Source organism: Methylobacterium endophyticum (assembly GCF_050591105.1).
Taxonomy (GTDB): domain Bacteria; phylum Pseudomonadota; class Alphaproteobacteria; order Rhizobiales; family Beijerinckiaceae; genus Methylobacterium.
Window position 1 is genome coordinate 115,731 of the sequence record NZ_JBNHES010000005.1, and the last position, 12,853, is coordinate 128,583.

Consider the following 12,853-nt stretch of genomic DNA (forward strand, 5'->3'; position numbering starts at 1 on the left):
GTTCGCTCCGGGTCAGCGGCCGGCCCAGTGGACGAGGCGGCTCTCGAGGGTGAGGAGGAGGAGGTTGAAGCCGTAGCCGAGGGCGCCCGTGAGCAGGATCGTCCCGTAGAGGGCCGGCATGTCGAAGGTGATCTGCGCGTCGATGATGCGCTTGCCGAGGCCGTTGTCCGAGCCGATGAACATCTCGGCCACGATGATGACCACCAGCGCCAGGGACACGGCGGTGCGCACGCCGACGAAGGTCTGCGGGAGCGACTCGTAGAGCGTGACGTCGCGGAACACGCGCAGCCGCGAGGCGCCCATGACGCGGGCGGCGAGCATGCGGGTGGGCCGCGCGTTGATGACCCCGTAGGCGACGTTGAACAGGATGATGAGGAAGGCCGAGAACGCCGCCACCGCGACCTTCGAGAGATCGCCCAGGCCGAAGACGATCATGAACAGCGGGAACAGCGCCGTCGCCGGGGTCGAGCGGAAGAAGTCGATCAGGAACTCCACCGAGCTGTAGACCCGCCGGCTCGACCCGATGACGATGCCGAGCGGCAGGCCGAAGGCGATCGCGATGGCGAAGGCCTTGAGCGTGCGAAACACCGTCTGGCCGAGATCGGCGGCGAGGTCGCCGGACCAGAGTCCGGAGGCGACCGCCTCGACGGTTCGGAGCGGGGAGGGCAGAAGGCGCGGGTTGACGAGCCCGGCCGCATGCACGAGCGCCCAGATCAGGAGCAGCGCGGCCGGGCCGACCACGAGCGGCAGCCACCGCATCGCCGACAGCGACGCCACGGCATCGAAGCGCCAACGGGGCGTGGACACGCTTCGTGCCACGGAAACAGGGCTTGCCATCGCGGGACCCCAGGTTGTCCGCCTGTCTGCACCGGGTCTGGCAAGGGGCATGCCAATTGCATGCAATCCTGAAAACGGAGGGGACCAGACCCGTGCGAAGCGCGCCGAACGAGACGTCCGCCGAATCGAATCCCAGGCCCCGCACCCGCGCCGAGCAGCTCGCGGCCGATCTCTCGCGCGAAATCCTGGAAGGGTCGCTGCCCCCCGGCGCGCGCCTCGACGAGCACTCGCTCGCGCGCCGCTTCGGGGTCTCGCGAACGCCGGTGCGGGAGGCATTGAAGCGCCTTGCGGGGCTCGACCTCATCGACGTGCGCCCCCATCGCGGAGCGGTCGTGGTCGACATGTCGGAGACCCGGATCGCCGAGCTCTTCGAGGCCCTGGCCGAGGCGGAGGCCGTCTGCGCGCGGCTCGCCGCCCTCAAGATGTCGACGCTGGAGCGCGAGCACATCGGCCGGCTGCACCGGGCCTTCTGCGATCTGGGCCCGATGGGAGAACCGACGAGCGTCGCCGCCGCGAACCGGGTCTTCCACGAGGCGATCTATGCCGGCGCGCATAACGGCTTCCTATCCGACCATGTGGTCGCCCTGCGCAAGCGCCTCGCGCCCTTCACCGCCGCCCAGTTCCGCCTGAACGGGCGCCCGCCCGACAGCGCGCGCGAGCATCAGGCCATCGTCACCGCGATCCTGGCGCGCGACGGCGCGGCGGCGGCCGAAGCCGTGCGGCGCCACGTCCTGATCGTCGGGCACGAATGGGCGCGCTGGGCGCAGGAGCGCTCCGCGACCGGCGACGCCGCGCGCGAGACGGACCCCGCCCACGACCCGTCGATGGCGTCGCGTTAGGCAGGATTGCATACAATCGCGCCGTTGCCGGCGCGAGGCGGCGGAGGGGCGTCAGTTGCGGGGGACGTTCCCGCGCGCGGATCTCGCATGGCTCAGGAAGAAGCGCAGCATCTCCCGGCTGGCATCCGGCCCGCGCGGGTCCGTGTAGGAGCCCGCCGGGCTGCCGCCGGACCACGCATGCCCCGCGCCGTGCAGAACCCATTGCTCCACGGGCACGCGTCCGTCGGCGGCGGTGCCGAGGGTGCGCGTGTAGGACGTGCCGCCGGGCGAGGTCCCGGTCTCGACGGTGGTCTCCAGCCGCGCCTCGGGCCTGGCCTGGGCGATGACGCGGTCGCCGTTGACGGCGTTGACCGTCTGGTCGCGGTCGCCGTGGAAGACGATGGTCGGCACCTCGGGCCCGGCCGGCCTCGGGCCTCCCGCGCCGCCGCCGCTCATGGCGGCGAAGGCCGAGGGCATGTCCCGCGCCGCGCCGCAGGCGAGCCCCGAATGGACGCCGGCCGCCGCGAACACTTCCGGGTAGGTCGCCGCCATGATGGCCGCCGCGGCCCCGCCCGCCGACAGGCCCGCCACGTAGACGCGATCCGGGTCGGCCCCGAACTCCTCCACCACCGCCCCGGCGATCCCCGCGATCAGGGACGGCTCGCCGCCGCCGCGCCTCTGGTCGCCGGCGTTGAACCAGTTCCAGCATTTCTGCGCGTTGGCCGAGGGCGGCTGGCGCGGATAGGCGACGAGGACGGTCTCCTCCTCGGCGATCTCGTTCATGCGCGTGCCGGCGGCGAAGTCGTCCGGGTCCTGCTGGCAGCCATGCAGCATCACCACCACCGGCAGGGGCTGGCCGTGATAGCCGCTCGGGACGAACACCTTGTAGGCCCGGCTGCCCGCGCCGTTGGAGAAGTTCCGCTCCTCGAAGCGCGCCCCCGGCGGCACCGGGCCGGGCGCCTTCCGGGCGAGCCCGGCACCGATGCCGAGAGCGCCGCCTCCGAGGACAGAACCGAGCCCCGGCAGGCCCTCCGCGATCCCGAACCTGTCGCGCAGCGCCTGCATCGTCCCGGCGAGATCGCCCATGCCGGGGGCGTCGTGCTGCCCGGTGCCGCGCTCCGGCGCCGTCCAGGCGCTTCCCGGCGCGGCGGGGGGCGTCATCTCGATGGTCGGCGGGGCTTTTCCCGCCGGGGCAGCCTGCCGCGTGTCTCGGTCCACGCTCCGTCCCTGGAGCGCCGCGAGGGCCTCGGACAGCTTGCCGGCCTTGGTCAGGCGGAGCACCGTTCCCATCACCTTGTCGCCGAAGAGATTCATCATGCGGTCCTTGCTGGCGCGGCCGCGAGGGGCGGCCGGCGATGCCGGGGAGGGGGAATCGCGGTCTCAGGCGATCCGGTCGGAAAGGGCGGCCTTGACGGCGGCGCTCGCGTGGAAGGCGCCGAGCACCTGCACCGAGGCGATCGCCGCGCGGGCGAGCTCCGGCGTGACGTCGTCGGCGATGCTGACGAGGCCGAGGACATGGATATGGACGGGGACCCCGGCATCGCGCGCCGCCTCGAGATCGCACCGTCCGTAATGCGACAGGCCGAGGCTCAGCTTGCGCCGGCCCAGCGCCTGCCGGACGGCGTCCTCCTGCCGGTCGAGCTGGTTGCGCACGGCGGTGCGGATGAAATCCGCACGGTTGGCGTAGAACCCGTCGCGGACCATGAGGTCGACCCGGCCGAGATCGACGAAGCCGAGATTGACCGTGATCTTCTCGCTGTCGGGCAAGCGGGGCCTTGGAACGTCGATCGCATCGGCCATCTGCCAGCCATCCTTTGACCATCCGGTTGGATGGTTGATAGATGGCGACGGGAGCGGAATCCGCAAGGCCCCATCAAGCCCCCGCAGCGAGACCCGGCGACGGCGCGCATCTCCGCAGCGTGCTGCGGCCTTCCGCTCCCGCGCCGCATGCCGTAAGCGCACGGCCGGCTTCCCCAAAAATTCCGCGGACCCATGATACGCCTCGACAAGATCGGCAAGCAGAACGGCCGCCAGATCGTCTTCATCGAGGCGTCGGCCGCCCTCCAGAAGGGGGAGAAGATCGGGCTCGTCGGCCCCAACGGCGCCGGCAAGACGACGCTCTTCCGCATGATCACCGGCGAGGAGGAGCCCGACGAGGGTCAGGTCGCCGCCGATCGCGGCATCACGATCGGCTATTTCAGCCAGGATGTCGGCGAGATGTCCGGGCGCAGCGTCGTGGCCGAGGTGATGGACGGGGCGGGTCCCGTCAGCACCGTGGCGACGGAGTTGAAGGAAGCGGAGGCCGCTCTCGCCGACCCCGACCGCCTCGACGAGATGGAGGCCCTGATCGAGCGCTACGGCGAGGTCCAGGCGCGCTTCGAGGAACTCGGCGGCTATGCGCTCGAAGGCAAGGCCTACGAGGTGCTCGCGGGCCTGAGCTTCAGCCAGGAGATGATGGACGGCGACGTCGGCAAGCTCTCCGGCGGCTGGAAGATGCGCGTGGCGCTCGCCCGCATCCTCCTGATGAACCCCGACGTAATGCTCCTCGACGAGCCGTCGAACCATCTCGACATCGAGAGCCTGATCTGGCTCGAATCCTTCCTCCAGGGCTACGAGGGCGCGCTGCTGATGACCTCGCACGACCGCGAGTTCATGAACCGCATCGTGTCCAAGGTGATCGAGATCGACGGCGGCGCGCTCACCACCTACTCGGGCGACTACGCCTTCTACGCGCAGCAGCGCGCCCTGAACGAATCGCAGCAGCAGGCCCAGTTCGAGCGCCAGCAGGCGATGCTCGCCAAGGAGATCAAGTTCATCGAGCGCTTCAAGGCGCGCGCCTCGCACGCCTCGCAGGTGCAGAGCCGGGTGAAGAAGCTCGACAAGATCGAGCGGGTCGAGCCGCCCAAGCGCCGCCAGTCCATCGCCTTCGAGTTCCAGCCGGCGCCGCGCTCGGGCGACGACGTGGTGATGCTCAAGAACGTGCGGAAGCGCTACGGCAGCCGCGTCATCTATGACGGGCTCGACTTCTCGATCCGGCGCAAGGAGCGCTGGTGCGTCATGGGCATCAACGGCGCCGGCAAGTCGACGCTGTTGAAGCTCGTCACCAACTCGGCCCAGCCGGACGCCGGCACCGTCACCATCGGCGGCAGCGTCAAGCTCGGCTACTTCGCCCAGCACGCCATGGACCTGCTCGACGGCGACCTCACCGTGTTCGAGGATCTCGAAGCCTCGTTCCCGCAGGCGGGGCAGGGGTCGCTGCGCGCGCTCGCCGGCTGCTTCGGCTTCTCGGGCGACGACGTGGAGAAGCGCTGCCGGGTGCTGTCGGGCGGCGAGAAGGCCCGGCTGGTGATGGCCAAGATGCTCTACGACCCGCCGAACTTCCTCGTCCTCGACGAGCCCACCAACCATCTCGACATCGGCACCAAGGAGATGCTGATCGCGGCGCTCGCCGCTTACGAGGGCACCATGCTGTTCGTGAGCCACGACCGGCACTTCCTCGCGGCGCTCTCGAACCGCGTGCTCGAGCTCACGCCCGAGGGCATCCACCAGTATGGCGGCGGCTACACGGAATACGTGGCGCGTACCGGCCAGGAGGCGCCGGGCCTGCGGAGCTGAGCGGACGCCTCAGCGGGGCGCCTGCTCCATGAAGTCGTCCTGGAATTCCTTCAGCTCCACCGCATTGAGGTCGGAGACGGCGAAGAAGGTCAGCCCGGCCTGGCGCCAGCCGAGCATGTTGTAGCCCTCGCGCGACGTCGCCATGGGCTTCGCCGCGTTGCCCGGCCAGAGGAACAGGTTGATGACGTGCTGGCGGCGCCTGTAGACCAGCGCCGCCACGACCCGGTTGTCGAGATAGTCGAGCCGGCCGCCGGCCAGGGGGAAGCCTCGGCCTGCGAGATCGATGACGGGCGGCGAGAAGTCGATCTTGCCGGCGAACCACGGCTTCACCGTGTGCTGGTCGGAGGATGCCACATCCGTCAGGTGGCTCGCCAGCAGCGAGCGGACATGGCCGGCGACGAGCTGGCCCGACAGGTCGGCGGAGTCGCGCGGCTGAAGCGCGAGGATCGCGAGGGCGAGGCTCGCGGCAACCGGCAGTCCGGCGGCGGCGGCGCTCCAGCGGCCGGCGGCCCGGCGCCATCGCATCCACGCCTCCCGAAGCCCGGCGCCGATGGAAGGGCCCCGCACCGGGGCGGCGGCGGCGCGCGCTTCCGCGGCGAGGGCGGCGCGCACCCGCTCGTGCAGAGCCTGCGGAGCCGCGAAGGCGACGCCGTCGCGGGCGAGCACGCTCCGCACGGCCTGGAGGCGGGCGAACGCGGCCCGGCATTCGGGGCACCCCGCGAGATGGCTCTCGCAGCGCAGCGTGTTGGCCGCGTCGAGCTCGCCGTCGAGATGCGCGTGGAGCAGGGCCGCCCAGTCGGGGCAGGCGGCATCCTCGTCGCGTGCGCCGTCGTCCCGTGTCATGGCCGCTCGTCCCCGCCGTGGCGGCGCCAGGCGGCGCCGAACAGGGCCCGCGCGCGGGCGAGGCGGGACATCACCGTCCCGATCGGCACCACCGTCACCTCGGCGATCTCGCGGTAGGAGAGGTCGTCGAATTCGCGCAGCACCAGCACCTCGCGGAATATCTCGGGCAGGCCCTCCAGGGTCCGGCGCACGAGCGCGGCCTCGTCGCCGCGCAACACCGCCTCGGCGGGCGTGTCCCGGTCACGGTCGGGGACACGCTCGGCCTCCTCGCCGTCCTCGCCCGCGCCGGCGAGGGGCGCGAGACGCGCCCGCTCCCGGCCGCGCTCGGACGCCCAGTCGCGCACGCCGTTGCGCACGATGGCGAGAAGCCAGGCGCGGGGATCGCCGCCGCGAAAGCCCTCGAAGGACCGGAAGGCCCGCAGGAACGCCTCCTGCACGATGTCGTCGGCGGCGTCCGGCTCGCGGGTCAGGAAGCGGGCGAGATTGTAGGCGGCATCGAGATGCGGCAGCACGGTCTCCTCGAACGAGCCGCGCCCCGGAGAGCGGGCCTCGGCGGCGGCCGGCTGTGGCCGCGAGGCGCGGCGGCGGGCGGAGGCGAAGGCCCCCGACACCGCCAGCACGACCGTCCGCGCAAGGCGGACGACGCCGGGCCCTCCGATCCGATCGAGGACCGCGCCGACCGGCATGGGCCCGGCCGCCCCGGACACGCTCGCGATCATCCCAGAACTCCGCGCATGCCCCGAAGCCCGCTCAGCCCGCCGAGGGCCGCACCACGACCTTGCCGGTCATGTGCGGATGGAGCGAGCAGAAATACGCATACTCGCCCGGCGTCTCGAAGACGAAGGTGAAGCTGTCGTCGGTGTCGAGGGTCTTCGACCGGAAGCGCTTGTCCTGGGCCACGACGGTATGGGGGATGTCGTCGCCGTTCACCCAGGTGACGGCCGTTCCGGGGGGCACGACCACCGTCTCGGGCCCGAAGGTGAAGTTGTCGATCCGGACCGTGACCGGATCGGCCGCGCGGGCGGGCGTCGCGGCGGCGAGCATGACGACCGGCAGGGCGAGCAGGGCGGATCGCCAGAGACGGCGGGCGGGAAAGGGCATGGTCTGGTCCTGCGGGAGGAGGGCTTGCGAGGGAGGGCGGCGGCTCAGCCGACGAGCGGCGTGTCGACGATGGCGAGCGGCTCGCCACCGCGCACGAAGCTGACGCTCGCGACCCCGAGCACCTTGCGCAGCTCGCCGGCGGGCAGCTTCATCGGGCCGGGCGAGGGGGCGGTGCCGGGGGCCGGCTGCGGAAAGGCCGTCGAGCGCGCCGTGTGGAAGGCGACGGTCCCCTCGACCTTCTGGATGATCTGGTGGATGTGCCCGTTGAGCACCGTCACCGAGCCGAAGCGCTTGAGCAGCCCGAGGGCGCGGGCGCCGTCCTGCGTGCCCCATCCCCACTCGGGATAGACCGTCCAGAGCGGGATATGGGCGAAGACCACGACGGGCATGCTCGAGGACAGCCCCGCCACGTCCCGCTCCAGCCATTCGAGCTGCTCGGCACCGAGATTGCCGAGGCCGCCCGCCTTCAGGTCGACGACGTTGACGAGACCGATGAAATGCACGCCGTTCTGGTCGAAGCTGTACCAGCCCGCGCCGCGCGATCCCTTGCCGTAGCGCTCGCGATAGGAGCGGCCCTGCTCGTCGTCGAGGAGGTCGTGCTCGCCGGGCACGAAGAACAGCGGCAGCCCGGTCTCGCGCAGGATCTGGTCGGCGTCGTCGAACTCCCGATCCTTGGAGAGATGGCTGATGTCGCCGGTATGGACGATGAAGGCGGGCTTTGCCGGCAGAAGCCTTATCTTGGCGACGGCCTCCCGCAGGGTCTCCCGCGCGTCGGGATTGGCCGCCTTGTCGAAGCCGACATGGCTGTCGCTGATCTGAAGGAAGGTGAAGGGCGCGGCGCCCTCCGCGGCGGCGGCGGTCTCGAGGCCGACGGCGCGCGGCAGCCCCCCGCCCAGGGACCAGAGCAGGCCGGTGCCCGCCCAGGTCATGCATTCGAGGGCCTGGCGCCGGCTCGGGCGGCCTTCGCGCCCGGCGTCGCCATCGTCGTGATCGGTCATGGGCTCGGCTCCCGCATCGTCGGAGGGGAGTTCGCCCCCTCGGACGACCCGGACCCGCGAGCCGCGCGGTTTATTCCTGGCCCGGCGCAATATGCGGGAGGACGGCGGAGGGGAGGGCGGGATCGCGGGCCCGCTCCGCCGGATGCGACCATGGCGGGGTCGAGAAGGCGCGCGCCAGGGCGTCGATCACGGCGGTGACGCGGGCGGGGCGGGGCAGGCCCGGCGGCGTCACCAGATGGAGCGCGATCGGCGGCGGCGACCAGTCCGGCAGCACCCGCTCCAGCCGGCCGGAGCCCAGATCCTCCCAGGTCATGAAGTCGGGCTGCACCGCGAGCCCGAGCCCGGCAAGCAGGGCGGGGGTCAGCGCGTCGGCGTTGTTGGCGCGCAGCCGGCCCGCCGGCGCCACCGTCGCCTCCGCCCCGTCCGGGCCGTCGAAGCGCCAGCGGTCCGGGGTCGGCAGGTAGGCGTATCCGAGGCAGGCATGGCGGGCGAGGTCGCGCGGATGCGCGGGGCGGCCGTGCCTGTCGAGATAGGCGGGCGCCCCGACGAGCGAGCGGTTCACCGCGCAGAGGCGCCGGGCCCGCAGCGAGGAATCGCCGAGCGCCGCGATGCGCAGGCCGATGTCGAAGCCCTCGCCGACGAGATCGACCACCGCGTCGCTCAGATGCAGGTCGACGCACAGTTCGGGATGGGCCGAGAGCAGGCCCGGCAGCAGCGGCGCGACATGGCGCAGCCCGAAGGACATCGGCGCGGCGAGCCGCACCAGCCCGCGCGGCACCGGGGTCGAGGCGGTGGCCAGCGCCTCCGTCGCCTCCCCCTCCGCCAGGATGCGGGCGGCCCCCTCGCGCGCCGAGCGGCCGGCCTCTGTCAGCGAGAGCCGGCGCGAGGTCCGGTTGAACAGCCGCGCGCCGATGCGCGCCTCCAGCCGGGCGACGGTCTTCGACACGGTGCCCTTCGAGAGGCCGAGCTCCTCGGCGGCACGGCCGAAGGAGCCGGCTTCCGCCACCTTGGCGAAGACGGCCCAGGCTTCGAGATCGGGAAGGCGCATGATCGGGACGGCGGATGGCGCGAGATCGGAAACGATGAGTTTCCAGTGTTTCTATTTTCGTGGCGCTCCGCAATCCTCAGATTGTCTCCATCGCAGACGGCGGGCCCGAGCCATCGGGACGGGCGGCCGCACCCGAGGAGTATCCATCATGTCGGAGCACGGCATCCACCACGTCACCGCCTTCGCGGGATCGGCGCAGCGCAACCTCGCGTTCTACACGCAGGTGCTCGGCCTGCGGCTCGTGAAGAAGACCGTCAACTTCGACGATCCGGGCACCTACCACCTCTATTACGGCGACGAGACCGGCCGCCCCGGCACGATCCTGACCTTCTTCCCCATCGACCATGCCGCTCCGGGCCGGGTCGGGATCGGCGAGACGCAGGAGACCGCCTTCCGCGTGTCCCGCGCCTCCATCGGCTGGTGGACGCATCGCCTGATCGAGAAGGGCGTCGCCCACGAGGCGCTGGAGCAGGTCTTCGGCGAGCCGGTGCTGCGCTTCCGCGATCCGGACGGGACCATGCTGGCGCTGGTCGGCGTCGAGACGGACACGGCGGCCCCGGCCTGGACCGGCGGCGGCATCCGGGCGGAGCACGCGATCCAGGGCTTCCACGGGATCACGCTGCTCCTCGCTGAAGCCGCGCCGACCGCGGCGATCCTGACCGGCGTCCTCGGCTTCCGCGAGACGGGCCGGGAGGGATCGAGCCTCCGCTACGCCGCCGACGCGGCGGAGGGCGGGTTCGTGACCCTGCGCGCCGTGGGCGGGTTCCTGCGCGGCCGGCAGGGCGCGGGATCGGTGCACCACGTCGCCTTCCGCGCAGGCGACGACGCGGCGCAGGAGGCGATGGTCGCCAAGCTGACGGAGGATCACGGGCTCGCGGTCACGGAGCAGCGCGACCGCAACTACTTCCGCTCGGTCTATTTCCGCGAGCCCGGCGGGGTGCTGTTCGAGATCGCCACGGACGTTCCGGGCTTCGCCGTGGACGAGCCCGTCGATGCCCTCGGGGGCGCCCTCAAGCTGCCGGCGGGCCTCGAACCGCATCGCGGGCGGATCGAGGCGGTGCTGCCCGTGCTCGCCCTGCCGGAGGCCGCCTGATCGAAGGCCCCGTCCCCGCCTCGGGACGGGGCTCCCCCCCTCACGACACGCGAGAGACCGCCATGACCGAACTCTCCCTGATCCACCGCTTCGAGCCCGGCACGGATGCCGGGCGCCGGCCCCTGCTGCTGCTTCACGGCACCGGCGGCGACGAATCCGACCTGCTGCCGCTCGGCCGCGCGGTCGCCCCCGGCGCGGCGCTGCTCTCGCCGCGCGGCGCCGTGCTGGAGAACGGCATGCCGCGTTTCTTCCGGCGCCTGGCGGAGGGCGTCTTCGACGAGGCCGATGTCCGTCGCCGCGCCGACGATCTCGCCGAGTTCGTCGCGGCGGCGCGGCGCGCCTACGGGATCGATGCGCCCGTCGCCCTCGGCTTCTCGAACGGCGCCAACATCGCCGCGGCGACCCTGCTGCTGCGGCCGGAGGCGCTGGCCGGGGCGGTCCTGCTGCGTCCGATGATGCCGCTGGGGGACCCGCCGGAGGCCGACCTCGCGGGCAAGCCGGTGCTGATGCTGTCCGGTGCGACCGATCCCATCGTCCCGGCCGACAACGCCCGCCGGCTGGCGGACCTGCTCGGGCGGGCAGGGGCGCGGGTCGAGCACGCGGTGCTGCCGGCCGGTCACGGCCTCACGCAGACCGACATCGCGCGGATCGGGGCCTGGATGGAGCGCGAGCGAGTGCCCGCGACGGCGTAAAACCGCCGCGACGGCACTCACGCGCAGAACCGCCCTCGAAGCGATGGCATCGATCCTCGGGCGCGCCGGCATGAGAAGGGCGGGGGGCCTTCCGCCCCGCCCTTCTCGGCAAGCCTCGCGGGCGACGACCCGCGCGGAAAGGCGCGCCTTTCAGCCCTTCGGCATCGGCCGGCCCCGGCAGGCGGCGCGGTAGCGCTGCCGCTGGAGCCCGGTCATGTGCCGGTTGTCGGCCACCAGCGTGCAGGCCTTCTTGCGATCGGCCTTGCTCAGGCCCTGGACCCCGCTCGCGGGCACGTCCGTGGGACTGGGGGATGCGAAGGATTGGGCGAATGCCGGCATGGCGGCGGCCGACAGCAACACGATACTCAGAGCGATAAGGCGCATTCGACTCTCCAGAAAGCGACGCGCCCGAACCGGAGCAATATTCGCGCCGGTTTCACCGGACGCCGCAATCGCTTAGGCCGCCTCAGCTCTTCACCACGGTCTCGGCCGCGAGCCCATGCCGGGCGCAGGCGTTGCGCGTGTCGACCACGAGGCGCGCGCCCGCCACGATGCCGGCATAGTCGATGCCGTCATGGTCGGTCACGATCAGCACGGCGGCGGCCCGCGCGAGCGCGGCGGCATCGAGGGAAACCGAGCGGCGGCCGGCGAGATGCGGGTATTCGCGGGTCGGCGGGATCTCGGGTACGAAGGGGTCGTGGAAGCGCACCCGCGCGCCGCGCGCCTCCAGAAGCTCGGTGAGCTTGAGGGCGGGGCTCTCGCGCATGTCGTCCACGTTGCGCTTGTAGGCGACGCCGATCATCAGGATCTCCGCCCCGCTCAGCGGCAGGCCGAGGCGCCGGTCGAGGGCCTCGCCGAGCCGCTCGACCACGTAATGCGGCATGCGCCGGTTCACCTCGCCGGCGAGCTCGATGAAGCGGGTGGCGACGTCGAACTCGCGGGCCTTCCAGGTCAGGTAGAACGGGTCGATGGGGATGCAGTGGCCGCCCAGGCCCGGTCCCGGCTGGAACGGCATGAAGCCGAAGGGCTTCGTCGCCGCCGCCTCGATCACCTCCCAGACGTCGATGCCCATGGCGTCGTAGACGACCTTCAACTCGTTCACGAGGGCGATGTTGACCGCGCGGAAGACGTTCTCCGTGAGCTTGGCCGCCTCCGCCGCCGCCGCCGAGGAGACCGGCACCACGCGCGCCACGATGGCGCCGTAGAGCCGGCAGGCGATGGCGCGGGACCGCGCGTCGTCGGCGCCCACCACCTTCGGCACATCGGCGAGGGCGTGGCGGGTGTTGCCGGGGTCCTCGCGCTCCGGCGAGAAGGCGAGGAGGAAGTCCCGGCCGGCGCTCAGGCCCGTCTCCTCCAGGATGGGTCGCAGCACCTCCCGCGTCGTGCCGGGCCAGGTGGTCGACTCGAGCACCACGATCTGCCCCCGCCGCAGGCTCCGGGCGATGTCGGCGGCGGTGGCGCGGACATAGCTCAGGTCCGGCTCGCGCTGGCGGGTCAGCGGGGTCGGCACGCAGATCAGGATCGCGTCGGGCTCCGACAGCGCGGCCATGTCGCCGGTGGCCCGGAAGCGGCCCGAGGCGAGGGCCTCGCGCATCGCTCCCGTATCGAGATGGCCGATCACCGGCTCGCCGGCATTGATGCGCGCCACGCGGTCCGGGTTGATGTCGAAGCCGACGACCCGGAACCCCGCGCGCACCGCCGCCAGCGCCAGCGGCAGGCCGACATAGCCCAACCCGATCACGCCGATCACGGCGCGGCGCCCGTCGATGGCGCCCGCGAGGTCCTCGAACGCGAAGTCTTGGATCATG

Annotated in this window: 14 protein-coding genes; 4 read left to right on the top strand and 10 right to left on the bottom strand. The window is 72.1% G+C overall.

The window, feature by feature from the left end:
* Positions 1-12: 12 nt before the first annotated feature.
* Positions 13-807 carry an ABC transporter permease gene (locus ACP56T_RS07935; protein ID WP_430911599.1) on the bottom strand — a complete coding sequence of 265 codons (795 nt, stop codon included), beginning with the start codon at positions 805-807 and terminating at the stop codon, positions 13-15.
* Positions 808-929: 122 nt separating this feature from the next.
* On the opposite strand from ACP56T_RS07935, the gene ACP56T_RS07940 reads away from it, so the two are divergent.
* Positions 930-1,676 (top strand): GntR family transcriptional regulator, encoded by a 747-nt coding sequence (locus ACP56T_RS07940; protein ID WP_430911600.1) that lies wholly within the window; start codon positions 930-932, stop codon positions 1,674-1,676.
* A 51-nt stretch (positions 1,677-1,727) separates the two neighbouring features.
* Here the strand turns inward: ACP56T_RS07940 and ACP56T_RS07945 are convergent, their stop codons facing one another.
* Positions 1,728-2,969 carry an extracellular catalytic domain type 1 short-chain-length polyhydroxyalkanoate depolymerase gene (locus ACP56T_RS07945; protein WP_430911723.1) on the bottom strand — a complete coding sequence of 414 codons (1,242 nt, stop codon included), beginning with the start codon at positions 2,967-2,969 and terminating at the stop codon, positions 1,728-1,730.
* 66 nt (positions 2,970-3,035) lie between these two features.
* The gene (locus ACP56T_RS07950; RefSeq protein WP_430911601.1) at positions 3,036-3,455 is read right to left on the bottom strand and encodes a CopG family transcriptional regulator; all 420 of its coding nucleotides are present in this window, start codon (positions 3,453-3,455) and stop codon (positions 3,036-3,038) included.
* 192 nt (positions 3,456-3,647) lie between these two features.
* Here ACP56T_RS07950 and abc-f point away from each other — a divergent pair, with 192 nt between their 5' ends.
* Positions 3,648-5,270, top strand: coding sequence for a ribosomal protection-like ABC-F family protein (gene abc-f / locus ACP56T_RS07955; protein WP_430911602.1), 1,623 nt, complete (start codon positions 3,648-3,650; stop codon positions 5,268-5,270).
* A gap of 9 nt (positions 5,271-5,279) precedes the next feature.
* On the opposite strand, the gene ACP56T_RS07960 is transcribed toward abc-f, so the two are convergent.
* From ACP56T_RS07960 to ACP56T_RS07980, 5 genes are all read right to left on the bottom strand, one after another.
* Complete coding sequence (locus ACP56T_RS07960) at positions 5,280-6,113, bottom strand: anti-sigma factor family protein (protein WP_430911603.1); 834 nt, start codon at positions 6,111-6,113, stop codon at positions 5,280-5,282.
* A complete protein-coding gene (locus ACP56T_RS07965) occupies positions 6,110-6,832 on the bottom strand; it encodes a sigma-70 family RNA polymerase sigma factor (RefSeq protein WP_430911604.1) in 723 nt (240 codons plus the stop codon). The genes ACP56T_RS07960 and ACP56T_RS07965 overlap by 4 nt, the downstream gene beginning before the upstream one ends.
* A gap of 31 nt (positions 6,833-6,863) precedes the next feature.
* On the bottom strand, positions 6,864-7,214 hold the full coding sequence (locus tag ACP56T_RS07970; RefSeq protein WP_430911605.1) for a cupredoxin domain-containing protein: 351 nt from the start codon (positions 7,212-7,214) through the stop codon (positions 6,864-6,866).
* Positions 7,215-7,258: 44 nt separating this feature from the next.
* Complete coding sequence (locus ACP56T_RS07975; RefSeq protein WP_430911606.1) at positions 7,259-8,212, bottom strand: metallophosphoesterase family protein; 954 nt, start codon at positions 8,210-8,212, stop codon at positions 7,259-7,261.
* Between the two features lie 70 nt (positions 8,213-8,282).
* Entirely contained in the window at positions 8,283-9,260 is a 978-nt protein-coding gene (locus ACP56T_RS07980) for a LysR family transcriptional regulator (protein ID WP_430911607.1), read from the bottom strand.
* 148 nt (positions 9,261-9,408) lie between these two features.
* On the opposite strand from ACP56T_RS07980, the gene ACP56T_RS07985 reads away from it, so the two are divergent.
* Both ACP56T_RS07985 and ACP56T_RS07990 read left to right on the top strand, forming a co-directional pair.
* Entirely contained in the window at positions 9,409-10,353 is a 945-nt protein-coding gene (locus tag ACP56T_RS07985; RefSeq protein ID WP_430911608.1) for a ring-cleaving dioxygenase, read from the top strand.
* A gap of 62 nt (positions 10,354-10,415) precedes the next feature.
* Complete coding sequence (locus ACP56T_RS07990) at positions 10,416-11,045, top strand: alpha/beta hydrolase (RefSeq protein WP_430911609.1); 630 nt, start codon at positions 10,416-10,418, stop codon at positions 11,043-11,045.
* A gap of 150 nt (positions 11,046-11,195) precedes the next feature.
* On the opposite strand, the gene ACP56T_RS07995 is transcribed toward ACP56T_RS07990, so the two are convergent.
* Positions 11,196-11,429, bottom strand: coding sequence for a hypothetical protein (locus ACP56T_RS07995; RefSeq protein ID WP_430911610.1), 234 nt, complete (start codon positions 11,427-11,429; stop codon positions 11,196-11,198).
* 82 nt (positions 11,430-11,511) lie between these two features.
* Positions 11,512-12,852, bottom strand: coding sequence for a nucleotide sugar dehydrogenase (locus tag ACP56T_RS08000; RefSeq protein WP_430911611.1), 1,341 nt, complete (start codon positions 12,850-12,852; stop codon positions 11,512-11,514).
* Between the last annotated feature and the right edge of the window lies 1 nt (position 12,853).

Coding starts and splice junctions, on each gene's coding strand:
- ACP56T_RS07945 (WP_430911723.1), bottom strand. CDS start 2,969: ATGAATCTCTTCGGCGACAAGGTGATGGGAACGGTGCTCCGCCTGACC.
- ACP56T_RS07950 (WP_430911601.1), bottom strand. CDS start 3,455: ATGGCCGATGCGATCGACGTTCCAAGGCCCCGCTTGCCCGACAGCGAG.
- abc-f (WP_430911602.1), top strand. CDS start 3,648: ATGATACGCCTCGACAAGATCGGCAAGCAGAACGGCCGCCAGATCGTC.
- ACP56T_RS07960 (WP_430911603.1), bottom strand. CDS start 6,113: ATGACACGGGACGACGGCGCACGCGACGAGGATGCCGCCTGCCCCGAC.
- ACP56T_RS07965 (WP_430911604.1), bottom strand. CDS start 6,832: ATGATCGCGAGCGTGTCCGGGGCGGCCGGGCCCATGCCGGTCGGCGCG.
- ACP56T_RS07970 (WP_430911605.1), bottom strand. CDS start 7,214: ATGCCCTTTCCCGCCCGCCGTCTCTGGCGATCCGCCCTGCTCGCCCTG.
- ACP56T_RS07975 (WP_430911606.1), bottom strand. CDS start 8,212: ATGACCGATCACGACGATGGCGACGCCGGGCGCGAAGGCCGCCCGAGC.
- ACP56T_RS07980 (WP_430911607.1), bottom strand. CDS start 9,260: ATGCGCCTTCCCGATCTCGAAGCCTGGGCCGTCTTCGCCAAGGTGGCG.
- ACP56T_RS07985 (WP_430911608.1), top strand. CDS start 9,409: ATGTCGGAGCACGGCATCCACCACGTCACCGCCTTCGCGGGATCGGCG.
- ACP56T_RS07990 (WP_430911609.1), top strand. CDS start 10,416: ATGACCGAACTCTCCCTGATCCACCGCTTCGAGCCCGGCACGGATGCC.
- ACP56T_RS07995 (WP_430911610.1), bottom strand. CDS start 11,429: ATGCGCCTTATCGCTCTGAGTATCGTGTTGCTGTCGGCCGCCGCCATG.
- ACP56T_RS08000 (WP_430911611.1), bottom strand. CDS start 12,852: ATGATCCAAGACTTCGCGTTCGAGGACCTCGCGGGCGCCATCGACGGG.